This is a genomic window from Ramlibacter sp. GS1-15 (assembly GCF_057785015.1).
The window spans coordinates 3,150,296-3,172,310 of record NZ_JBYNTU010000001.1; the positions used below are offsets into that span (position 1 = coordinate 3,150,296).

General features: G+C 68.7%; 23 protein-coding genes and 1 pseudogene. 16 read left to right on the top strand and 8 right to left on the bottom strand.

The features are described 5' to 3' along the window. The first annotated feature begins 26 nt into the window (after positions 1-26). The 7 genes and pseudogenes from AC3EF3_RS15715 (at position 27) to AC3EF3_RS15745 (ending at position 5,884) form a co-directional block, all read left to right on the top strand. Entirely contained in the window at positions 27-329 is a 303-nt protein-coding gene (locus AC3EF3_RS15715; protein ID WP_488533080.1) for an urease subunit gamma, read from the top strand. A gap of 10 nt (positions 330-339) precedes the next feature. Next, positions 340-645, top strand: a complete 306-nt coding sequence (locus AC3EF3_RS15720; RefSeq protein WP_488533081.1) for an urease subunit beta — start codon at positions 340-342, stop codon at positions 643-645. A 2-nt stretch (positions 646-647) separates the two neighbouring features. Continuing rightward, positions 648-2,366 (top strand): urease subunit alpha, encoded by a 1,719-nt coding sequence (ureC, locus tag AC3EF3_RS15725; protein WP_488533082.1) that lies wholly within the window; start codon positions 648-650, stop codon positions 2,364-2,366. Between the two features lie 13 nt (positions 2,367-2,379). Next, positions 2,380-2,877, top strand: a pseudogene (ureE, locus tag AC3EF3_RS15730) (urease accessory protein UreE); the annotation flags it as partial. Beyond that, the gene (locus tag AC3EF3_RS15735; RefSeq protein ID WP_488533083.1) at positions 2,840-3,511 is read left to right on the top strand and encodes an urease accessory protein UreF; all 672 of its coding nucleotides are present in this window, start codon (positions 2,840-2,842) and stop codon (positions 3,509-3,511) included. The pseudogene ureE and the gene AC3EF3_RS15735, both read left to right, overlap by 38 nt. Then, positions 3,508-4,140, top strand: coding sequence for an urease accessory protein UreG (ureG, locus tag AC3EF3_RS15740; protein ID WP_488533084.1), 633 nt, complete (start codon positions 3,508-3,510; stop codon positions 4,138-4,140). The genes AC3EF3_RS15735 and ureG overlap by 4 nt, the downstream gene beginning before the upstream one ends. 82 nt (positions 4,141-4,222) lie before the next feature. After that, entirely contained in the window at positions 4,223-5,884 is a 1,662-nt protein-coding gene (locus AC3EF3_RS15745; RefSeq protein WP_488533085.1) for a tannase/feruloyl esterase family alpha/beta hydrolase, read from the top strand. A gap of 21 nt (positions 5,885-5,905) precedes the next feature. On the opposite strand, the gene AC3EF3_RS15750 is transcribed toward AC3EF3_RS15745, so the two are convergent. Continuing rightward, positions 5,906-6,307 (bottom strand): phage holin family protein, encoded by a 402-nt coding sequence (locus AC3EF3_RS15750; RefSeq protein ID WP_488533086.1) that lies wholly within the window; start codon positions 6,305-6,307, stop codon positions 5,906-5,908. A gap of 122 nt (positions 6,308-6,429) precedes the next feature. On the opposite strand from AC3EF3_RS15750, the gene AC3EF3_RS15755 reads away from it, so the two are divergent. The 7 genes from AC3EF3_RS15755 to AC3EF3_RS15785 are packed head-to-tail and all read left to right on the top strand — an operon-like array spanning position 6,430 to position 12,041. Then, positions 6,430-6,909 (top strand): hypothetical protein, encoded by a 480-nt coding sequence (locus AC3EF3_RS15755; protein WP_488533087.1) that lies wholly within the window; start codon positions 6,430-6,432, stop codon positions 6,907-6,909. A gap of 25 nt (positions 6,910-6,934) precedes the next feature. After that, complete coding sequence (locus AC3EF3_RS15760; protein ID WP_488533088.1) at positions 6,935-8,665, top strand: MFS transporter; 1,731 nt, start codon at positions 6,935-6,937, stop codon at positions 8,663-8,665. Positions 8,666-8,668: 3 nt separating this feature from the next. Next, positions 8,669-9,079 carry an acyl-CoA thioesterase gene (locus tag AC3EF3_RS15765; protein ID WP_488533089.1) on the top strand — a complete coding sequence of 137 codons (411 nt, stop codon included), beginning with the start codon at positions 8,669-8,671 and terminating at the stop codon, positions 9,077-9,079. A gap of 27 nt (positions 9,080-9,106) precedes the next feature. Next, positions 9,107-9,775 (top strand): DUF1345 domain-containing protein, encoded by a 669-nt coding sequence (locus AC3EF3_RS15770; protein WP_488533090.1) that lies wholly within the window; start codon positions 9,107-9,109, stop codon positions 9,773-9,775. 60 nt (positions 9,776-9,835) lie between these two features. Continuing rightward, positions 9,836-10,336, top strand: coding sequence for a DUF3016 domain-containing protein (locus tag AC3EF3_RS15775; RefSeq protein WP_488533091.1), 501 nt, complete (start codon positions 9,836-9,838; stop codon positions 10,334-10,336). 12 nt (positions 10,337-10,348) lie between these two features. Beyond that, a complete protein-coding gene (locus AC3EF3_RS15780) occupies positions 10,349-10,843 on the top strand; it encodes a DUF3016 domain-containing protein (protein ID WP_488533092.1) in 495 nt (164 codons plus the stop codon). Positions 10,844-10,886: 43 nt separating this feature from the next. Beyond that, positions 10,887-12,041 (top strand): DNA topoisomerase IB, encoded by a 1,155-nt coding sequence (locus AC3EF3_RS15785; RefSeq protein ID WP_488533093.1) that lies wholly within the window; start codon positions 10,887-10,889, stop codon positions 12,039-12,041. Here the strand turns inward: AC3EF3_RS15785 and AC3EF3_RS15790 are convergent. The 4 genes from AC3EF3_RS15790 to AC3EF3_RS15805 form a co-directional block, all read right to left on the bottom strand. Then, a complete protein-coding gene (locus AC3EF3_RS15790) occupies positions 11,959-12,729 on the bottom strand; it encodes a hypothetical protein (RefSeq protein WP_488533094.1) in 771 nt (256 codons plus the stop codon). The genes AC3EF3_RS15785 and AC3EF3_RS15790 overlap by 83 nt on opposite strands. An 84-nt stretch (positions 12,730-12,813) precedes the next feature. Continuing rightward, the gene (locus AC3EF3_RS15795) at positions 12,814-13,185 is read right to left on the bottom strand and encodes a septal ring lytic transglycosylase RlpA family protein (RefSeq protein ID WP_488533095.1); all 372 of its coding nucleotides are present in this window, start codon (positions 13,183-13,185) and stop codon (positions 12,814-12,816) included. Between the two features lie 71 nt (positions 13,186-13,256). Next, positions 13,257-14,579: a glycerate kinase type-2 family protein gene (locus AC3EF3_RS15800; protein ID WP_488533096.1), complete on the bottom strand. Its 1,323-nt coding sequence runs from the start codon at positions 14,577-14,579 to the stop codon at positions 13,257-13,259. 16 nt (positions 14,580-14,595) lie between these two features. Further along, positions 14,596-16,392, bottom strand: coding sequence for a DUF885 domain-containing protein (locus tag AC3EF3_RS15805; protein ID WP_488533097.1), 1,797 nt, complete (start codon positions 16,390-16,392; stop codon positions 14,596-14,598). Positions 16,393-16,477: 85 nt separating this feature from the next. Between AC3EF3_RS15805 and AC3EF3_RS15810 the strand changes: the two genes are divergently transcribed. Next, complete coding sequence (locus AC3EF3_RS15810; RefSeq protein ID WP_488533098.1) at positions 16,478-17,203, top strand: sulfite exporter TauE/SafE family protein; 726 nt, start codon at positions 16,478-16,480, stop codon at positions 17,201-17,203. Here AC3EF3_RS15810 and AC3EF3_RS15815 read toward each other — a convergent pair. Next, a complete protein-coding gene (locus AC3EF3_RS15815) occupies positions 17,200-17,427 on the bottom strand; it encodes a hypothetical protein (RefSeq protein ID WP_488533099.1) in 228 nt (75 codons plus the stop codon). The two genes, AC3EF3_RS15810 and AC3EF3_RS15815, sit on opposite strands and share 4 nt — an antisense overlap. A gap of 88 nt (positions 17,428-17,515) precedes the next feature. Continuing rightward, on the bottom strand, positions 17,516-19,075 hold the full coding sequence (locus AC3EF3_RS15820; RefSeq protein WP_488533100.1) for a glycosyl hydrolase family 8: 1,560 nt from the start codon (positions 19,073-19,075) through the stop codon (positions 17,516-17,518). A 668-nt stretch (positions 19,076-19,743) separates the two neighbouring features. Between AC3EF3_RS15820 and AC3EF3_RS15825 the strand changes: the two genes are divergently transcribed. Further along, on the top strand, positions 19,744-21,003 hold the full coding sequence (locus tag AC3EF3_RS15825) for an acyltransferase family protein (RefSeq protein ID WP_488533101.1): 1,260 nt from the start codon (positions 19,744-19,746) through the stop codon (positions 21,001-21,003). On the opposite strand, the gene AC3EF3_RS15830 is transcribed toward AC3EF3_RS15825, so the two are convergent. Continuing rightward, entirely contained in the window at positions 20,981-21,751 is a 771-nt protein-coding gene (locus AC3EF3_RS15830) for an SGNH/GDSL hydrolase family protein (RefSeq protein WP_488533102.1), read from the bottom strand. The two genes, AC3EF3_RS15825 and AC3EF3_RS15830, sit on opposite strands and share 23 nt — an antisense overlap. Between the last annotated feature and the right edge of the window lie 264 nt (positions 21,752-22,015).

Sequence of the window (22,015 nt, forward strand, 5' to 3'; positions counted from 1 at the left end):
CTAAGATGGCCCGCAAGGAACGTCCCATGGAACTCACGCCGCGCGAGCGAGACAAGCTCCTCATCTTCACCGCGGCGCTGCTCGCGGAACGCCGCAAGGCCCGCGGCCTGAAGCTCAATTACCCGGAAGCCGTGGCGCTGATCACCGCGGCCGTGATGGAGGGCGCGCGCGACGGCAGGACCGTCGCGCAGCTGATGGCCGAGGGCCGCAGCGTGCTCACGCGCGACGACGTGATGGAAGGCGTGGCCGAAATGATCGGGGACATCCAGGTCGAGGCCACCTTCCCCGACGGCACGAAGCTCGTCACGGTCCACCAGCCCATTCCCTGAGGAGGCACGCATGATCCCCGGCGAAATCTTCGTCGACGGCGCGGACCACGCGCTCAACCCGGGCCGCCGCACCGTGACGCTGGTCGTGCAGAACGGCGCCGACCGGCCGATCCAGGTCGGCTCGCACTACCACTTCTTCGAAACCAACGGCGCGTTGCAGTTCGACCGCGACGCGGCGCGCGGCATGCGATTGAACATCGCGTCGGGCACCGCCGTGCGCTTCGAGCCCGGCCAGCAGCGCACGGTGGAGCTGGTCGATCTCGCGGGCGACCGCGTGATCTACGGCTTTCGCGGCCTCGTGCAAGGGAAACTCTGAACATGGCCACCATTGGACGGCGCGCCTACGCCGAGATGTTCGGCCCGACGAAGGGTGACCGCGTGCGCCTCGCCGACACCGAGCTCCTGCTCGAAGTGGAGGACGACTACACCTTGCGCGCCGGCGGCTACGGCGAGGAAGTGAAGTTCGGCGGCGGCAAGACGATCCGCGACGGCATGGCGCAGAGCCAGCGTGCGCGAAGCGAAGGCGCGATGGATTGCGTGCTGACCAACGCGCTGATCGTCGACCACTGGGGCATCGTCAAGGCGGACATCGGCGTGAAGGACGGCCGCATCGCCGCGATCGGCAAGGCGGGCAACCCCGACACGCAGCCGGGCATCGACATCATCATCGGCCCCGGCACCGAAATCATTTCCTGCGAAGGCTCGATCGTCACGGCCGGCGGTATCGACGCGCACATCCACTTCATCTGCCCGCAGCAGATCGAGGAAGCGCTGGCCTCCGGCGTGACCACCATGTTCGGCGGCGGCACCGGTCCGGCCACCGGCACGCTGGCCACGACCTGCACGCCGGGCGCGTGGAACATCGAGCGCATGCTGCAGGCCGCCGACGGCTTCGCCATGAACCTGGGCTTCCTCGGCAAGGGCAACGCGAGCCGGCCGGCCGCATTGCGCGAACAGATCGAGGCCGGCGCGATCGGCCTGAAGCTGCACGAGGACTGGGGCACGACGCCCTCGGCCATCGACCAATGCCTCTCGGTCGCCGAGGACACCGACACGCAGGTGGCGATCCACAGCGACACCTTGAACGAATCGGGCTTCGTGGAGAACACGATCGCGGCGACGAAAGGCCGCACGCTGTGCGCCTTCCACACCGAAGGCGCGGGCGGCGGCCATGCGCCGGACATCCTGCGCGTGGTGGGCGAAGCGAACTTCCTGCCGTCGTCGACCAACCCGACCATGCCCTACACCGTCAACACGCTCGACGAGCACGTCGACATGCTGATGGTGTGCCACCATCTGGATGCCGCGATCGCGGAAGACCTGGCCTTCGCCGAAAGCCGCATCCGCAAGGAGACGATCGCCGCCGAGGACATCCTGCACGACCTCGGCGCGATCAGCATGTTCTCCTCCGACTCGCAGGCGATGGGCCGTGTGGGCGAAGTGATCCTGCGCTGCTGGCAGACGGCGCACAAGATGAAGGTCCAGCGCGGCCAGCTCCCCGGCGACGGCGCGCGCCACGACAACTTCCGCATCAAGCGCTACGTCGCGAAGTACACGATCAACCCGGCGATCGCGCACGGCATCTCGCACGAGGTCGGCAGCATCGAGCCGGGCAAGTGGGCCGACCTGGTGATCTGGAAGCCGGCCTTCTTCGGCGTGAAGCCCTCGCTGGTGCTCAAGGGCGGCTTCATCGCGATGGCCGCGATGGGCGACCCGAACGCGTCGATCCCCACGCCGCAACCCGTGCATTACCGGCCGATGTTCGGCAGCTTCGGCGGTGCGGTGGCCAAGGGCTCGTTCACCTTCGTGTCGCAGGCTGCCTTCGATGCGGGCGTGGCGAGCAAGTACGGGCTGGCGAAGACCATCGGCGTGTCCAGGAACCAGCGCCGCGTCGCCAAGCGCGACATGGTCCACAACGGCGTCACGCCGAAGATGGAGATCGACCCGCAGACCTACGCCGTGCGCGCCGACGGGCAACTGCTCACCTGCGAGCCGGCGAAGGTGTTGCCGATGACGCAGCGGTATTTCCTGTTTTGACGACAATGCAGGAATGCTGCAGGCGACCAAACTCCTTCAGCGGGGCGCAGGCCTCGCGCCGGCCCTGATCCAGCGCGCGCCCACGGTCACGCTCGACTGGGACACGCGCCAGAAGAGCCGCTTCGATTTCACCGACAGCAGCGGCCGGCACGTTGGCGCGTTCCTGCCGCGCGGCGCCGTGGTGCGCGGCGGCGACGTGCTGGTGGCCGAGGACGGCTCGTTCATCCGTGTGATCGCGGCCCACCAACCGGTGCTCATGATCACGGCGTGCAAGGAGCACGGCTCGCCCTTCGACCTGACTCGCGCGGCGTACCACCTGGGCAACCGGCACGTGCCGATCGAACTCAGGCCCGATCACCTCAAGATCGAACCCGACCACGTGCTCGCGCAGATGCTGCGCCACATGCATCTCGACGTGGCGCAGACCGAAGCGCCGTTCGAACCCGAAGGCGGCGCGTACGGCGCCGGCGGTCATGGACACTCGCACGATCACGGCCACGACCACCCCCATTGACGGGCTGCTGCCGCTGCTGTGGCTGGCGTCGCCCGCGCTGCCGGTGGGCGGCTTCTCGTATTCCGAAGGACTCGAGGCCGCGGTGGAAGAAGGTTGGGTCACGAACGAGGGACAGGCGGCCGAATGGCTCGCGCAGCAACTGCAGCTGGCGCTCGCGCGCGCGGACCTGGTGGTGGTCAGGCGAGTGATCGCGGATCCGGCGCAGATCGATGCGATGAACGACTGGATGCTGCGCACGCGCGAGACCTCGGAGTTGCGGCAGCAGACGGTGCAGATGGGCAAGTCGTTGATGGAATGGCTGAGGAACGTGAGACCCGGCGGGCCCAAGGACCATGTCTCTGTCTGCTATCCCGTCGCGTGGGCGATCGCCGCTGCGTCGTTCGGCGCCGAACTGGGCAGCGCGCTCGCCGCCTTCGCCTTCGGCTGGGCCGAGAACATGGTGCAGGCGGCGGTGCGCGTCGTGCCGCTCGGCCAGGGCGCCGGGCAGCGCGTCCTCGCGCGGCTGGCGCAGGAGATCCCCGAGGCGGTGGCGCACGCCATGGCGCAGGACGAGCCGCAAACCTTCACGCCGATGCTCGCGATCCTGTCTTCGCGCCACGAAAACCAGTACTCACGCCTCTTCCGCTCATGAATCGCACCAAGAAGCTCCCACCGCTGCGCGTCGGCATCGGCGGCCCCGTCGGCTCCGGCAAGACCACGCTGCTCGAAAAGCTGTGCAAGGCCATGCGCGACAGATACGACCTGGTCGCCATCACCAACGACATCTACACCAAGGAAGACCAGCGCCTGCTCACCGTCAGCGGCGCGCTGCCGGCCGAGCGCATCATGGGCGTGGAAACGGGCGGTTGCCCGCATACGGCCATTCGCGAGGACGCGTCGATCAACCTCGAGGCGATCGACCGCATGCTCGAGCAGTTTCCCCAGGCCGACATCGTCTTCGTCGAAAGCGGCGGCGACAACCTCGCGGCCACCTTCAGCCCCGAGCTGTCGGACCTGACGATCTACGTGATCGACGTGGCGGCCGGCGAGAAGATCCCGCGCAAGGGCGGGCCGGGCATCACCAAGAGCGACCTGTTCGTCATCAACAAGACCGACCTCGCGCCGCACGTGGGCGCCAGCCTCGAGGTGATGGAGCAGGACACGAAGCGCATGCGCCGCGACAAGCCGTACGTGATGACGAACCTGCGCACGCTGCAGGGGCTGGATGAGGTGGTCGCGTTCATCGAGCGCAAGGGGCTTCTCGGCGGTTGCAGCGAGTAACACAAGCCTCGCTGGTACTACGCCGTCCGCATCGCTCCTTCCTGGAGACTTGGGTTTCCAGCCTGAAAACAGGGAGACAAGCATGCTCGTGCGTTGGGTCATTGCGCTGGCCGCATCGCTGGCCATGGCGTGGCCGGCTGCCGCCGCCACCTGCGAAAACCTCGTCGTCAACCTCGCGCTGACCGGCGCCACGGTCACTGCGGCCACCACCGTGCCGGGCCCATCGTTCACCGCGCCGGACGGCGTGACGTACACCAACGTGCCGTCGTTCTGCAAAGTGAGCGCGGTGCTCACGCCGACATCCGATTCCTTCATCAACGTCGAGCTGTGGATGCCCACCTCGACCTGGAACAACCGGTTCGCGGGTTTCGGCAACGGCGGCTACGCCGGCACCATCGCGCTGGGCGTGCCGGCGATGGTCGCCGCGCTGCAATCCGGCTTCGCGGTGGCGACCACCGACATGGGCACGGCGCCCTCGGGCAACAGCGACGGCGACGCGCTGATCGGCCATCCGCAGAAATGGATCGACTGGGGCTGGCGCGCGACCCACCTGATGACCACGGTGTCCAAGCAGCTGATCCAGATGTACTACGGCCAGAACCCGCGCTGGTCGTACTTCCACGGCTGCTCCACCGGCGGCGAGCAGGCACTGATGGAGGCGCAGCGCTTCCCCGACGACTACGACGGCATCCTCGGCGGCGACCCGGCCGGCAACCGCACGCACACCCACACGGCAGTGCTGTGGAACTACGCGGCCATGCACAAGACGCCGCAATCGCTCTACACCTCGACGGGGCAGACGCAGGCGATGGTGAAGTCCATCCTCGCGGCCTGCGCCGTGCAAAGCGGCGGGCTGGCCAGCGACCCTTTCCTCACCGACCCGCGCACCTGCCACTGGGACCCGGCCGTCATGCAATGCCCCGGTGCGCCCGACGGCACCTGCCTCACCCCCGACCAGGTCACCGCGGCACGCGCGATGTACGCCGGTGCGCGCGATCCGGTCACCGGCCACCTGATCTTCCCTGGCTCGGTGCGCGGCAGCGAGGCCGACGGCCAGTTCGGCTGGGTGGGCATAGGCACGCAGGCCGAAACGCCCTTCGGCTCGCTCTTCAAGTGGGTGTTCGGGCCGGCTTTCACCTACCTGAACTTCAATTTCGACAGCGACATGGCCACGCTCGATTCGATCCTGGCGCCCAACCTGAACGCGAACAGCACCGACCTGTCGAAGTTCGCCGGGCGCGGCGGCAAATTCATCATGTACCACGGTTGGGCGGATCCGCTGATCTCGCCGCAGGAGTCGCTCAATTACTACCAGCGCCTGGTGGCGGCCCAAGGCAACAACGGCAGCGCGGCCGTGAACAAGACGCAGGGTTTCTATCGCCTGTTCATGGTGCCCGGCATGTACCACTGCGCCTTCGGCCCGGGGCCGAACGCCTTCGGCAACCGCTTCAGCGGCCTGGTGTACGCCGCCCCGCCGGTCCAGCAGGACGCTGCGCACGACATCTTCATCGCCCTGCAGGACTGGGTGGAAAGGGGCGTGGCGCCCAGCCGCATCGTCGCGACGAAGTACGTCAACGACCTGCCGGACTCCGGCGTGCAGATGACGCGGCCGATCTGCGTCTACCCGCAAGTCGCGAAGTACTCGGGCAGCGGCGACCCGAACAGCGCCGAGAACTTCGTTTGCGCGCCGGCGCCGGGCAACAACGACCCGAACCAGATGCCGGCGGCGGAGTACTTGAATTAGGGCCTGTTAACAGGCCCTGGTTCAGAGCCACACCGTCCCCTGGTCGGGCATCTGGATCTCCGCCCCCGGGTCGTGCGTGCTCACGATCGCGCCGATCACCAGCGACAGCAGCGAGACGAAGATGCTGGCGAAGAAGGCGGTCCAGAAGCCGGACACGCGGAAGCCCTTCACCATCCAGGCGACGAGCAGCAGCATGAGCGCGTTGATCACGAGCAGGAACAGCCCGAACGTGACCAGCGTGAGCGGCAAGGTGAAGAAGATGAGCAGCGGCCGCACGATGGCGTTCGCGAATCCGAGCAGCAGCGCCGAGATGACGAGCGATCCGGCGCCATCGAACTTCAGGCCCTTGAAGATCTTGCTCGCCAGCCACAGCGACACCGCCGTGATCGCCCAGTGGATGAGGAAGGGGATGACGTGGTCCATGCAGGCCCGATCGTAAGCTGGATCGCGTGGCGAGGGGCTAGCTCTGGCGGGGTCGCAGCCTACACGCGCGCGCAGGTCCCACCGACTGGCGCACCGCAGGCCGCACCGCCACACTTGAGCGCATGTCGGATGAAGCGCTCGTCTGGAAGTTCGCGTTCGGCGTGCTCGTGCTGCTGTTCTGCGGTGTCTGGTTCGTTGCGCGACAGGAGCCCCAGCCGACCGCCGCCCATCCCGTCGCCTCTCCCACCGCGCCCGCGCTGCCGATGGTGACCGCGCCGACGCCGCTTCCCGCCGCGAGCGCGCCGACGCCCTTGCAGGCGGAGCCCGCACCCGCCGACATGCCCGAGGCCCAGGAAGCCCCGGTGCGCATCCGCATCGCGCTGCGCGAACCCGCGGTGCGCGAGCCGGCGCCGCACCCCCCCGCACCGCCCGGCGCGAAGGCCAAGCCTCGCAAGGTCGTGCGCCATGCGCCGCCGGCCCACAAGCTGCGATTCGTGCGGGCATCGCACCGTCCGTCGCCCTCGCCCTATGCCATCGGGCGCAAGCACTACCCGCTCGAGCCGCGCGACCGCTGGCGGCGGGAGCTGGCCGGGGCCTACTAGCCGCCTCCGATTAACATGCGGCCCCATGGGCCTGCCAAACCTCCTCGCCACCCGCCGCGGCCGCCTGGCCGCGTTCTTCCTCCTGTACATCACGGAAGGCATCCCGCTGGGATTCGCGGCGACCGCGGTCGCCACCCAGCTGCGCCGCCAGGGTGTAGGGCCGGCGGAGATCGGGGCCTTCGTCGCCTCGTTCTACCTGCCCTGGGCCTTCAAGTGGGCGTTCGGGCCGTTCGTGGACGTGTTCCGCTCCCGGCGCTTCGGCCACCGGCGCGGCTGGATCCTGTTCACGCAGGTGATGATGGCCGCCACCCTGCTCGCACTCATCGTGGTGCCGCTGCCCGCCGGCCTGGGCATCTTCACCGCCATCCTGCTGGTCCACAACACCTTCGGCGCCATCCAGGACGTCGCGATCGACTCGCTGGCCGTCAACACCCTGACCGAGGACGAGCGCGGGCTGGCCAACGGCCTGATGTTCGCGGGCGCGTCGGTCGGCCAGGCCGTCGGCGGCAGCGGCGTGCTGTTCCTGATGGCCTACGTGCCTTTCCAGTCCAGCTTCATCTTCGTGGCCGGGTCGATCGCGATGGTCACCGGCTTCATCGTGCTGCCCATGAAGGAGAAGCTGGCCGACCGCCTCGCATTGCCCGAGGGCGTGAGTCCCTGGCGCGCGGCCGTGGCCGAGATGCGGACCTTCGCCGTGCAGTCGTTCCAGTCCTTCGTCGGCACCAGCGGCGCCTTCCGCGGCGTGTTCTTCTCGCTGCTGCCGGCCGGCGCGATGTCGCTCGGGCTCGCGCTGCAGTCGAACCTCGCCGTGGAACTGGGCATGAACGACGACCAGGTCGGCGCGATGAACCTCTGGACCTCGATCATCTCGGCGGCCTGCATGGTGGTGGGCGGCTGGCTGTCGGACAAGCTGGGTCGGCGCATCACGCTGGCGTGGTACCTCGCCCTCATGAGCCTGCCGGTGCTGTACCTGATGTGGATCCTGCACCAGCACGGCTACGTGATGCCGCGCCCGCCGGGCGGCGCACCCGATGCCGAGCTCATCACGCAGCTCTGGTACGCCGTGCTCGCCTACGCCGTGTTCCAGGGCCTCATGTACGGCACCCGTTCGGCGATCATGATGGACGTCACCAACCCGCGCGTCGCGGCCACGCAGTTCACCGCCTACATGGCGATGATGAACCTCGCGATCGCCTTCGCCGCGAGCTGGCAGGGCGTGGCGATCGAGGCCTGGGGGTACCAGACCACGCTGCTCATCGACGCGATCGCCGGCCCGCTGTGCGTGCTGCTGCTGCCCGCGATGAAGCAGCCGGCGAGCTTCACCGACGCGCACGCCGACTGGCGCGCGCGCACCACCGCCGGCGTGCTCGGTGTCGCGGTGCTCTCGTTCCTGCTGTACTGGCCCAATCGCCAGGTCTTCGGGTCGGGCCAGCCGATCATGGGCACCTTCTACACGCTGGTGCTGGTCGCAGCGGCGCTGTTCCTGCTGGCCGGGCGCGAGGTGCTGGGCGAGGCGGCCGGCGTGTGCCGGCGCGCGGCCCTGTGGGTCGCGCCCTTCCTGCTCGCGATGTACGGCCGCTACTGGATCGACAAGCTGCCCGACGCGCTGCACGCGCTCGCGACGGTGCTGCTGTATGCCGCGCCGCTGGCGGGCGGCATGGTGCTGCTCGCGCTCGCCACGATGGACTGGAGCGGCACGTCGCGCGTCCTGTCCGATGCGGCCGTGACGCCGGCCGAGCCGCAGCCTGCCAAGTAGCGCATGAAGGAAGTCGTCTACACGGTGCAGGTCGAGTTCGGCGACTGCGACCCCGCGCGCATCGTGTGGTTCCCGAACTTCTTCCGCTGGATCGACGCGGCCTCGCGCAACTTCTTCATCCAGTGCGGCGTGCCGCCCTGGAGCGAGACCGAGAAGACGATGGGCGTGATCGGAACGCCCCTGGTGGACACCCGGGCGAAATTCATCGCCACGGCCACCTACGGCGACCTGCTCTATTTCCACACGTCGATCGGCGAATGGCGCACGAAGAGTTTCGTGCAGCGCTACCGCGTGGCCAGGGAAGGCGACACCCTCATGGAATGCGAGGAGGTGCGCATCTTCGCCGGCCGCCGCGAGGACGGCGGCATCCGCGCCCTGGCCATCCCGCCGGAGATCCGGCGCCTGTGCGAGTGAATCGTGGCCGCGCCCCGCGCCCGGTCCATGCATCCCGTCTCGCTCCTGCGTGCGCTGCGCGCCCGCCCGCGGCTGGTCGGCTGCGCGGTGCTGGGCGCGCTGGTCTATGCCGCCGGCCGCGAGTTGTTCGCCGGGTCACGGCCGGTCATGGCGCTCGTCGCCTGGAACGCGGGGGCGCTGCTGTACCTGCTGCTCGCGTGGCGGACCATGGCGACGACACCCGTGCAAGGCATCCGCCAAAGAGCCGCGGGCATGGACGAAGGACGTATCGCGATCCTGCTGCTGGTGGTGCTGTCGACGCTCGCGGTGCTGCTCGCGGTCGGCACGCAGCTCGCGCGGGTGAAGGATTTGCATGGCACCGCGAAGGCCGTGCACGTCGGGCTTGCCGCGCTCACGGTCCTCACCTCGTGGCTGTTCACGCAGGTGCTGTTCGCGCTGCACTATGCGCATGACTTCTACATGGCGCGCGCGGTCGGGGCGGAAGACCCGCTGCTCTTTCCCGGCACGCGCGACCCCGGCTATGGAGACTTCTTCCACTTCGCCTGCGTCATCGGCACGGCCGCGCAGACGGCCGACATCAGCTTCCACGGCTCGGCGCTGCGACCGGTCGGAACGCTGCACTGCATCGTGGCGTTCCTCTTCAACGCGACACTGCTGGCGTTGAGCATCAATCTCGCCGCCGGATTGCTTCTGTGAGGTAAAGCTGAGAACCAGCGGCCGGGCGCAGCTATCCTAGAAGGCAGGAGGTGCCCTCTCATGAAAGCATCCCGCATCCTGATCGCCATCTTGGCCTTCGCCGCTTCCGCCGCGTTCGCGGGGACGGTCCAGGTCCAGTTCGTGGCACCGGACCATTTCACCGACGCCGGCGTCACGGCGGGCGAGCGGCAGGCCAACCTGGCCGTGCTCGCGCGCCATCTGGAGAATCTCGGCCAGCGCTGGCTGGCGCCGAACCAGCAGCTCAGCATCCAGGTCACCGACGTGGACCTCGCCGGGCGGCCCCGGCCGTCGCGCCGCACGGCCACGGGATGGATCCGGATCGCGCGCGCGGACTTCGATTGGCCGCAGATGCAGCTGCGCTATACGCTCGCGGTGGACGGCCGGCCGGTGGCCACTGGCGAAGAGCGCATCAAGGACATGGACTTCGCCGGCAACCTGTACGCCTCGCGCAACTCCGAACCGCTGTACTTCGAGCAGCGCATGCTCAGCCGCTGGTTCCGCGATCGCTTCGCCGGCGGCTTGCAGGCCTACGCCCGCTGACGAGGGCTGGACGTGCAAGGACCGCGCACCCTGGTGGCCGCGCTGGCGCTCGCCGGCAGTGCCGCTTTCGCCGGCACGGCCGACGTCCGCTTCATCGAGCTCGATCGCTTCACCGACTTTTCCTCGGACATGGTGGAGCAGAGCGCGGCGATCCGGGCCATCAACGACGAGCTCGGCCGTCTCGCGCAGCGCTTGCCGCCCGACGTGGTGCTGCATGTCGACGTGCTCGACGTCGATCTCGCGGGTTCGCTGCGCCCCGACAGCCGCGGCATCCCGGTGCGCGTGATCCGCGGGCGCGGCGAGCCGCCGATGATCAAGCTGCGTTGGGCGCTGGAAGCGCGGGGCCAGGGCATGGGCAGCGGCGAAGACCAGTTGAGCGACCTCGGCACGCTGGACCGCGCTTACGCCAACCCCGGCGCGGCGGGCGGCTTCTATTACGAGCGGCGCCTGCTCGATCGCTGGTTCAACGACAACTTCGCGCCCCGCGCGCCGACCTGGCGGCGTTGACGTCCTACAGGCCGGGCCGCGCGGGCGCCCCACCATCGGCCGGGTGGACGATCCCAAGGAAGCCGCCGAGGAGGCCGGCCTCATCCATGTCAACGACGACGACCCGGGGTTGACGCGCCAGGCGCGCGGCGAGGGTTTCGTCTATCTCAAGCCCAGCGGCGAACGCGTCGAGGACGAGCGCACGCTCGAACGCATCCGCAAGCTGGCGATCCCGCCGGCGTGGACGGACGTCTGGATCTGCCCGAAGGCCAATGGCCATCTGCAGGCCACGGGCCGCGACGCCCGGGGCCGCAAGCAGTACCGCTACCACCCCCGGTTCCGCGAAGTGCGCGAGAGCACGAAGTACGAACACATGCTGGAGTTCGCGCGGCGGCTGCCGATGATCCGGCAGCGGATCGCCGGGCACATGGCCCTCAGGGGCCTGCCGCGCGAGAAGGTGCTGGCCACGGTTGTCCATCTGCTGGAGACCACCCTCATCCGCGTGGGCAACGACGAATACACCCGGGAGAACCGCAGCTACGGCCTCACGACGCTGCGCGACCCGCACGTGAGCGTCGAGGGCGCGCAGCTGAAGTTCCGCTTCAAGGGCAAGAGCGGCAAGAGCTGGAGCTTGCAGCTGCGCGACCGGCGCGTGGCGAAGATCGTGCGCGCCTGCCAGGAGCTGCCGGGCCAGCGCCTCTTCCAGTACGTCGACGAAGCGGGCGAGCTGCGCGAAGTGACGTCCGCCGACGTCAACGCGTACCTGCGCGAAATCAGCGGCGAGGACGTGACCGCGAAGGACTTCCGCACCTGGGCCGGCACGGTGATGGCCGCGCTCGCCCTGCAGGAGTTCGAAGCGATCGATTCACAGGCCACGGTGAAGAAGAACGTGAAGGCTGCCATCGAGCGCGTGGCCGCGCGCCTGGGCAACACGCCGACGATCTGCCGCAAATGCTACGTGCACCCGGAGATCCTCGATTCGTACGCGCAGGGCCAGCTCCTGCTGCAAGTGAAGCGCGAGGTCGATGCGGAGCTGAGCGGGAACCTCGCGTCGCTGCGCCCGGAAGAAGCCGCCGTGCTGGCCCTGCTCGAAAATCGCCTGTCGCGCACGCTGGAGGGCGAGCTCGAGGACAGCCTCAGGCAAGCCGCGCGCCGCTCGCAATCGACGCGGGGAACTCGATCACGGCCGACTCGGTCGCAGCCGACGACGAGCGGCTGATCGGCAGCCGTGCGCACACCGCGAGCTGGCGCAGCAGCACCCAGTGCAGGTTGTCGTTCATGCGCCGGTTGCCGTGCACCTCGCCCGGGTGCGGCAGCGCGCCGCGGATGACGAGGCGCGCGGGCTCGCCACCTTCGCCCGGCACGACCTTCAGGCGGACCTTGCGGCTGAAACTCAGTGCCCATTCGAGGCCCGTCTGGACGAGCCCTGCGGCAATGGCGCCATCCACCCAGACCTCGGCCGGCCGCAGGTCCAGGCTCGCGTCCACCTGGCGGCGCAGCAGTTCGCGATGGCGCTCATGCACCATGGCGCGCACGAGGCTGCCCAGGTCGATGCGATCGGGCGAAAGGTTGAACAGGCCGCCGCCGAGCCGCACGATCTGCTGCAGGGCCATGCCCGTGGCGCGCATCGAGACGATCGCGCGTCGCAGCGCCAGCACGTCCGGGTGCGCGAGCTTGCCTTCCATGCGCAGCCGGTCGATCTCGCACGTGAGGTCGTGGGTGCCGCCGGCGACTTCCTCGCAGATCGCCGCGACGAGGGCGGGCCATTGGGAATCGACAGCCCAGTCATCCTCGGTGCCCGGCGACCACGCGTAATTGGGACCGTCGGACCAGCGGCGGCGCGGCGTCGGCAAGGTGACCGCCGCGGCGGCGGTCACCGCGTGGTCGGAAGTCGTGGGTCGGCCCATCGGTCCATCACAGCAGAGCCAGCCGCCGGGTCAAGTCGGACAGCAGGGCCGCGCGTTGTAGGAGAGAGCCGATTCGCTGCCCGCTCACTTCCCTTCTGGGCCGTCCAGCGGCGTCAGCTCGACGACGGCGAGCCCATCCTTCTTCTCGAGACCGATCTTCTCGGCGGTGGCAGGCGACAGGTCGACGATGCGCCCGCGCACGTAGGGACCGCGATCCTGGATGGTCACGACGGCGCTCTTGCCCGTCTCGAGGTTGCGCACCAGCGCCCGGGTGCCCAGCGGCAGCGTCCTGTGCGCGGCGTTGTCCCTGTCGGGATTCATGGGCTGGCCGTCGGCCATCTTCCGATGGGCGAACTTCTTCGCATAGATCGATGCCTTGCCGACCTGCGGCCCGGGCGCGGACCAGGCCGGCGGGGCCGCGAGCAAGGCGCCCAGGACGAGCACCAGCCAGCGCATGACTGCACTGTCGCAGGCTGCAGTTCGCGCGGGGTCGGACCCCGAGGTCTTCCGGTGTAGGAAGTGCCGGCTCAGCGCGGCGGGACCGAGTTGCCCAGCACGAGCAGCGCGCGGAAGTCGTTCACGTTGGTGTGGGTCGGCCCGGTGAAGACGAGGTCGCCGATCGCGCCGAAATAGCCGTAGGCATCGTTGCGCGCCTGGTGCTCGTCGAGCTTGCAGCCTGCCGCCCGGGCGCGCGCCAGCGTGTCGGGCGCGACGAATGCGCCCGCGTTGTCCTCGACACCGTCGATGCCGTCCGTGTCCGCCGCCAGGCCCCACACACCGCCCTGGCCCTGCAGTGCCTGCGCCAGGCCCATGCAGAACTCGCCGGCACGCCCGCCGCGCCCGCGGGCGACGCCTTCGGGCAGCTTCTTCACGGTCACCGTGGTCTCGCCGCCGGAGAGGATGACGCAAGGCGCGACGAAGGGCTCGCCCGTATTGGCGCAGGCGCGTGCCAACGCGGCATGCACCTTGCCGACTTCGCGCGATTCCCCTTCCATCTCGTCCGACAGGATGTGCGCGGCGATGCCCGCCTCGCGCGCCGCCTGCGCCGCCGCCTGCAGCGATTGGCGGGGCGTGGCGATCAGGTGCACTTCGTTGTTCGCGAACACGGCGTCGCCGGGCTTGGGTGTTTCCATAGCGCCTTGCTCCAGCAGGCTCATCACGGCGCCGGGCACCCCGATGCCGTAGCGCTGCAGGATCGCGACCGCCTCCGCGCAGGTCGTCGCATCGGGCACGGTCGGACCGCTCGCGATCACCGAGGGATCATCGCCCGGCACGTCGCTGATCGTGAGCGTGACGACCCGCGCGGGCGCGCAGGCTGCCGCGAGCCGTCCGCCCTTGATGCGCGACAGGTGCTTGCGCACGCAGTTCATCTCTCCGATGCTGGCGCCCGATTCGAGCAGCTCGCGGTTGATGCGCTGCTTGTCCTCGAGCGTCAGGCCTTCGGCGGGCAGCGTGAGCAGCGCCGAGCCGCCGCCCGAGATCAGGCACAGCACGAGGTCATCGGGCGTGAGGCCGTGCGCCATCGACAGGATTCGCTGCGCCGCCTGCAGGCCCGCGGCATCGGGCACCGGGTGGGCGGCCTCGACGATCTCGATGCGTTGCTTCAGGCCTTCCGGGCGCGGGGGCGTGTGGTGGTAGCGCGTGACGACGAGCCCCTCGAGCGGCGCGTCCCGGGGCCACAGCGCCTCGACGGCGTGGGCCATCGCCCCGGCCGCCTTGCCGGCGCCGAGCACGAGGGTGCGGCCCTTCGGCGGCGCCGGGAGATAAGGTGCGGTGTTGTGCAGCGGCAGGGCGCGCTGCACGGCGGTGCGATAGAGATGCTCGAGGAAGGCGCGGGGGTCGGTGACCATCCGCGCATTGTGTCACTCAGCCCTTTTGCACGGCGATCCAGCGGTCGATCTTCGCTTCGAGCAGCGCCAGCGGCAGGCAGCCGTCGGCGAGCACCTGCGTGTGGAAGTGCCGGATGTCGAAGCGCTCGCCCAGCGCCTGGCGGGCGCGTTCGCGCAGCTCGATGATCTTGAGCTCGCCCACCTTGTACGCGAGCGCCTGGCCGGCCCAGGCCATGTAGCGTTCGGTGGCGCGGCGCGCACTCTCCTCGGTCGAGCCTTCCTTGGCCCGCAGGTAGGCGATGGTCTGCTCGCGCGACCAGCCCTTGTCGTGCAGGCCGGTGTCCACGACCAGGCGCAGCGCGCGGTGCAGCTCGGCGAACAGCCGCCCCATCAGCGCCAGCGGATCGTCGTACACGCCGAGGTCGTAGCCCAGGCTTTCCGCATACAGGGCCCAGCCTTCGCCGTACGCGTCGTACCAGGTCGACTGCAGGTACTTCGTCTGGGCGGTCTCGCGCTGCAGCGCCATCTGGTAGTGGTGGCCCGGCTGGCCTTCGTGCAGGAAGAGCGCGGTCATGCCCGACTTCTTGTACTCCGCAGGGTCTTGCACCACCACGTAGAAGACACCGGGACGCGAGCCGTCGGACGCGGGCGGCACGTAATTGTCCGACGCGGTGGCGCGGCGGATCGGCTCGATGGCGCGGATCTGCAGCGCCGTCTTCGGCGCGCGCTCGAACAGGCGCGGCAACTGCGCCTTCACGCGCTCGTTGATCGCACGGTAGGCGGCGATGACCTCGTCTTCGCTCTTGAACGGCCGCAGACCCGGCTGCTGGTTGAACCACTGGATGAAGGCGTCGACATCGCCCTGGAAACCGAAGCGCGAACGCAGCGCGCCCATCTCGCCGCGGATGCGCTCCACCTCGCGCAGGCCAAGCTCGTGGACCTGGGCAGGCGTCATGGACGTGGTGGTGCTGGAGCGCACCAGCATCGGATACCACTCCCGCCCGCCGGGAACGTTGGCCAGGCCCGCCGTCGTGCGTGCGGCCGGCAGGTAGGTCCGGGTCATGAACTCGCGCAGCCGGGCGACGGCGGGCACGACCTCACGCTCGACCACGCGCCGGTAGGCGGCCGCGATGCGCGCCTGCTGCTGCGCGGGGATGGCGTCCGGAAATTTTTTCGTGCCCGCCAGGTAGGGGCTGGCCGCCACGTTGGCGGGCAGCACCGCATCGAGCTGCGGCAAGGTGCGCTCCACCAGCGCGCGTGGCAGCGTGAAGCCCTGGGCCATGCCCTGCTTCATGTTCGCGATCGCCTGGTCGATCCAGGCCGGCAGGCCGGCCAGGCGGGTGAGGAAGTGGTCGTAGTTGGCGACGGTCTTCAGCGGCTGCGCCGCTTCGCCGCCGGCCCATTGCGACAGCTTGACGGGCATGGCGTCGACGTGGCCGACCGGCGCCAGGTGTGCGGGATAGGCCAGGCGCGCGAGCCTGTCCTTGTTCTCGTACTCCAGCAGGTCGTACGTCAGGGCCGCCTGTCCCTCGAGCTGCTCGCGCGGGATGGCCTTCAGTTGCGCCAGGGTGCGCTCGTACAAGGCGCGCTCGCGCTCCCGCGCGGCGGGAGCGATGTCGATCGTGAAGAGGCCTTCGTATCGCTCGTCGCCGGTGTTCTCCGTGGCATCGACCGGGAACAGGCGGCAGTACGAGTCGAGATAGGACTCGGCGAGCCGGGCGATGCGGGTGGCGGGAGCCGACGGCGAAGCGGCACGCGACAGGGCGGCGGGCAGCAGCAGGCTCGTGGCCAGTCCGGCATTGAGGGCACGGCGGGTGAGGCGGATGTCGTTCATGGGCCGCGATGCTATGCGAGCTTCGCGCGACCATAATGCCGCTCGTGGTCACTGCTGACAGATTCATGCCCGTTCAGCGGCGCGAATGGAATACGCGCTCGTCCTGATCCTCGGCCTCGTGGCCGGCACGCTGGGCGGCATCGTCGGCTTCGGCACGTCGATCATGCTGATGCCCGCGCTGGTCCTGGTGTACGGGCCGAAACAGGCCGTACCCATCATGGCCGTGGGCTCGATCCTGGCCAACGCGTCGCGCGTGGCCGCCTGGTGGCGCGACGTGGACTGGCGCACCACCCTCGCCTATTCGGCCACCGCCATGCCCGCCGCCGCGCTCGGCGCGCGCACCTTGCTCGTGCTGCCCGCGGGCGTGGTCGAAGCGGTGCTCGGCGCCTTCTTCATCGCGATGGTGCCGGCGCGCCGCTGGATGCTGGCGCAGCAATGGCGCCTGTCGCGGGCGCAGCTCGCCGGCGTCGGCGCCGTGATCGGCTACATCACGGGCATCGTCGTGAGCACGGGCCCGCTGAACACGCCCTTCTTCCTGATGCACGGCCTCGTGAAAGGCGCCTTCCTCGGCACGGAAGCCATGAGCTCGATCGGGGTCTACGTCGCCAAGGCGGCGGCCTTCCGCAGCTTCGGCGCGCTGCCGACGGAGACCTTCCTGCAGGGGCTGATCGTGGGCAGCACGTTGCTGGCCGGCGCCTTCATCGCGAAGCGCTACGTCCGCCAGCTGGACCCGGCGCGCTTCCGCTACCTGATGGATGCCGTGATGCTGGGGGCGGGGATGCTGATGCTGGGCGCGGCGCTGGGACACTAGGGCCCGGTGCGCCCGCCGTCACGCATCGCCTGCTCCGCCTGCGCGAGCAGGCGATCGGCTTCGGCCTTGATCGCCTTCACTTCGTCGAAGAGCCCCTGGGGCGGCAGCGTGCCCATGGACCGGGCAAGCTTTTGAGCCATGGCCAGGCGCTTCTGCGCCTCCACGTGCTTCTTGTGCGCCTCGACCCATCTTGCAAACGCCAACGCCACGGGATCGGTCACCATCGCGGCGATTGTGTCAGCGCCCGGCCCGAAAGCAATGTGCGTTACATGCACATGCCGCGCACGCGCATGCAACGCACCCCACAGACGATCAACCGACCGCGACCAGCGACAGGTTGTCGACCACGCCCCAGGCGCTGTTCGCGTTCTTCCAGACGAACACGTTGCCGCTCGTCACACCCGCAGGCACCGTGAAGGTGATCGCGATCGCGGTCGGAGCCGTGGCGCTCACCAGTTGCGACTGGCTGACCAGCGCCGCGCCGCTCGCGTCCATCAGTTTCACGCCGACGAAGACGCCCTCGGCCGCTGCCGTGATGCTGGCCGTGCCCGTGAGGCTGTAGGTCTTGCCCGCGACGACCCGCGCCGCGATGTCCTGGCCGCAGCCGCCCGCGTTGGTGCCCACCTGCAGCGCGCCACCGACGATGGCCGTGTTACCCCAGTCCACCCAGCCCGTCATGCCGCTGGCGAAGTCGCCGTTGGTGAGCACGTTGGCCGTGGTCGGCGCCGGCGTGGTGGTGTTGCCCGTCGTCGTGCCGGTCGAAGTGCCGGCCGTGGCGGCGGGCGCCCACCAGTTCCCCGCGGCAGCCACCATCGTCAGCAGCTGGATCTCGCTGTCGTAATAGCCCGTCGTGAGGTGGTTGGCGTTCCAGGTCCACAGGGCATCGAGGAAGCCTTGGTATGTCTTGTCGATGCAGGCGCCCAGCATGATGGGCCCGTGATAGGCCGCGCTGTTGCCGCCGGTGAGCTTGTTGCCGGACAGGTCGTAACCGGTGCCGATGACGGTCACGTCGCCGCCGGCCGCATTGGTCTGCGACTGGAAGAAGTTGACGATGCGCGCGCAGATGGTCTTCGTCGTGGCGTCGCCCGAGAGCAGGTAATCGGAGGCCAGGCGCCACGGGTCGCGGCACGAGTTCCACCAGTAGTCGCCCTCCTGGGCGATGCCGTCGCCGATGTAGCCGGGCGAAGGCGAAGGCGTCGGCCCCGTCACGTTCACGGCCCAGTCGGGCAGCAGGCCCGCCGATGGCGAGTAGGTCTGTTGCAGGTAGTTCAGCGTGGCCTGGTTCTTGGTGATGGCCTGGTCCCAGAACGTGTCGCCCGTCGCGGCCTTGAACGCGCGGAAGTGCCCCAGCATGTAGTCGGAGATGCGCGCGGAGCCCGCATGCGACACGCCACGGCCGCCCACCGACGCCGTGGCCGCATCCATGTTCCAGGCCTTCAGGCCGGAGATGTGGTTCAGCGCTTCCTGGTGGTAGTTCCATTTGCCGCTGCTGCCCCACTGCTTGTCGGCCATCAGGAGCGCCATCGCGATGTCCAGGTCGCCGTCGCACGCGCTCCAGCCTTGCCCGGCGGAACTGCCGTCGGCGGCCAGGCGCCAGTCCATCAGGTACTTGCCTTCCGGCACGTAGGCCGCTTCGCCGTAGGCCGGACGCGCGCGCACGACGGCGAGCAGGCCGTCGAACAGCGCCTGCGCGTTCGGGTCATGGCCCGCGAACAGGACAGCCAGCAGCATGCCGTAGCCCATGCCCTCGGACACAGTGATGTAGTTCGGGTCGGAAAAGCGGATCACGTACCCGCCGTACACGATGTTCGGCGTGCTGACCACGCGAGCGGCCTTCCACGCGTCGTACTGCTTCGTCAGCAGCGCGTCCATGGTGGTATTCGCCTGGCTGGGCCGCGCACCGGCGACGTAGGCCGTCAGGCGCGCACCAAAGGGGTAGCCGAGACCGCCGGCGGCGGGCGCCGGCGCCGGCGCCGGTGCGGGCGCAGGCGCGGGCGCAGGCGCGGGTGCAGGAGTAGGAGCGGGCGCAGGCGCAGGAGCCGGCGCGGGAGCGGGTGCCGGAGTAGGCACCGGCGTGGGAGCGGGCGTGGACCTGATGCGTCGGCCCGCGTATGCGGCACCGGACACCACCGCACCAGCCGCGGCGAACTTGGAAAACTCACGTCGTTTCATGCGTACTGCCTCTCGAGCTGAGCGGAACTCGTGCCGCCGACATGGCGAGCTCAGCAGCGCGCGATGTTAGTAGGACGTGGACTACAAACGGCTGAGTTTGTTTCCTACAAACGTAAGAATGGAAAGTGCCTTCTTACAGTCGAGCCGCATACCCTGCTCCATGGGTTCCTCTGTGACGGATTACCGTGTCGTGCGTAAGCCGACTTGTTAACTTGTGCCGCGGCGTAATCCGAGGAGGCCTCAAGGAAAAACGGAAGACATTTGGCGAGTTGCGGGTTCGCAACTGCTCTGCCTACTCAGTCGAGCCATACGGCGGTCGTGGACGACGACATCCACCCATACTGCCGGGACAGCCGAAGGAGTGCCCCATGAGCATCGTTGCGGAAAGCCTGCTGGTCGCATTGACTGCAGCGAGCGTGACGCTGTTGCGGCGTGCAGGAAGCATGCTGCCTTCGGACCGCGCGGCCGAAGCAGCGCGCGCGTACCGGGCGTTCCGGACGGGCCGGTATTTCGGCGGCCTCGATGCCTTGCGCGCCTTCAGTGTCATCGCGGTGATCTGGGTACACACCACGCCGCAGCACACGATCGGCCTCCTGAATCAGGGCCGCCGCGGCGTGGACCTGTTCTTCGCGATCAGCGGATTTCTCGTGACCACGCTGCTGCTGCGCGAATATCGCCGCCGCGGCTCGATCTCGCTGCGGGACTTCTATCTCAGGCGCACGCTGCGCATCTTCCCGCTGTACTACGCGGTGCTCGCCCTCTACTGCACGCTGGCCTACTTGCTGTTGCGAGGCACGCCGAAGGGAGAAGAGTTCTGGGGGAACCTGCCCGCCTTCCTCAGTTACACGGCCAACTGGTTCGTGGAAAGCGAGCGCGCCAGCGGCGAAGGGGTCACCTTCTACTTCGCATGGTCCCTGGCCGCCGAGGAACAGTTCTACCTGCTCTGGCCAGTGATCATGGTGCTGGTGCTGCAGCACGCGCCTCGCCCGCTGGCGCTGGTCGCACCGGTCACGGCCCTGCTCCTGGTGCAAATGGCAGGGGCCGCGATGGGCCGAAGCAGTTTCGCCGGAACGGTGATGGGCAGCATCGAGACGGCGATCCTGTTCGGCGTGCTGTTCGCGGTGCTGATGGACGACGAGTCCACCTTCGCCGGCATCTACCGCTTGCTCGGAAATCGCTGGGCCGCGGTGATCGCGGCCCTCGGCATGCTCGCGTGCCTCGCGATGGATGCGCCGTGGCACGTCGGAAGTTTCTGCATGGCCGTGCTCGTGGCCTGCGTCTGCCTGAGGGAGGACACGTACCTGCACACGGTCCTGCGCTATCGCCCGCTCGTCTACGTCGGCACCATCAGCTATGGCATCTACCTGATGCACATGCTGGCGGCCAACGTGTCGAGGAAGGTGCTCGGCCACGACTTCGGCACCGACATCTTCGTGCTCACGGTGCCGATCGTCATCGCCGCGGCGACGGCGAGCTACTTCCTGTTCGAGCGCCCGGTGCTGCGCTTCAAGAGCCTCTTCTCGCGACTGCCCGACACGAGCCCTGCGACTTCGCCGGCCCCGGCGGAAGTGGGTGTGGCGGCGGCACTCGGGGCCTCCCTGGGCGTCACCAGCCCTTTGCCGAAATGAACTCGCGCAACTTGGCCGCGACGACGTCGCACCCGGCATCGTTCAGGTGAATCGTGTCGAAGCGAAGCGACGACGGCGTCTGGTCGTTCGCGTGGTCGATGACGTCCTGCGGGTTGTTGGGATCGAACCGGCTCACGAGGTAGCTGCGGATGTCGAGGAAGTTGTCCGGGTACTTCTGAGAGAGTGCCAGGTCGGCCTGCACCGCGCCGTTGTACTGGGTCGAGCCCGGCAGGTCGGTGCTCCACGTCAGCATGGACATCACGATGAATTTCGTGCCCGGCTTGAGCGCCGCGATGGACGCCGCGAGGTTGGCTGCAACCTGGTCCTTGTACCAGTCGTTGTGCCCGTACCAGAAGATGCTGACCCAGTCCTTGTGGTCGGTGTCGGCCTGCACCCGCGCGTCGATCTGCGCCGAAGTCTGTCCGACCACGCCCCCGTTGTAGACCTGCCGGTCCGGGAAGACCTGCTGCAGGTGCGACGCGTACAGGTTGGTGATCGAGTCGCCCCAGCACGCGATGTTCCTGTTGGCCGCCGGGCTCGCAGCGACGGCAGGGGTCGCCGCGACGGTGGTCGCCGTTGCGGGGTCCGCTGCCGCTGTTGCCGCCGAGGTCTGCTGGACTCCGGTGGCCTGGGGAACGGACGCCGCGGCGCCGCTGTCCGAAGCGCCGGCGCCTGCACCGCCGCCGCCACCACCACACCCTGCGAGTGCGCCGACCCCGAGAAATGCTAGAGCCTTTCGCCTGTTCATGTAATCCCAGTCCTACATCCGTGGAAAGGCTGAGATTGTGGTTGGCGCAATGGCTGAGCCCGGTAAGCTCGAGAGTGTTAGTGTAGGCAGGCGTTACGAAGCTCAGCCATTCGCGCGCAGGCTGGCGAGTCGCCTGACCGCGAACATGGTCACGCTGAAGCGGCCCGCGGCTCGGCCATGCCACTTCCCGCGCCGTGTTTTCGTGAATTTCTCCATGGCCGATGGCGGGACTCGCAGATGTGCGACGATCTGTAAATCGCCCAT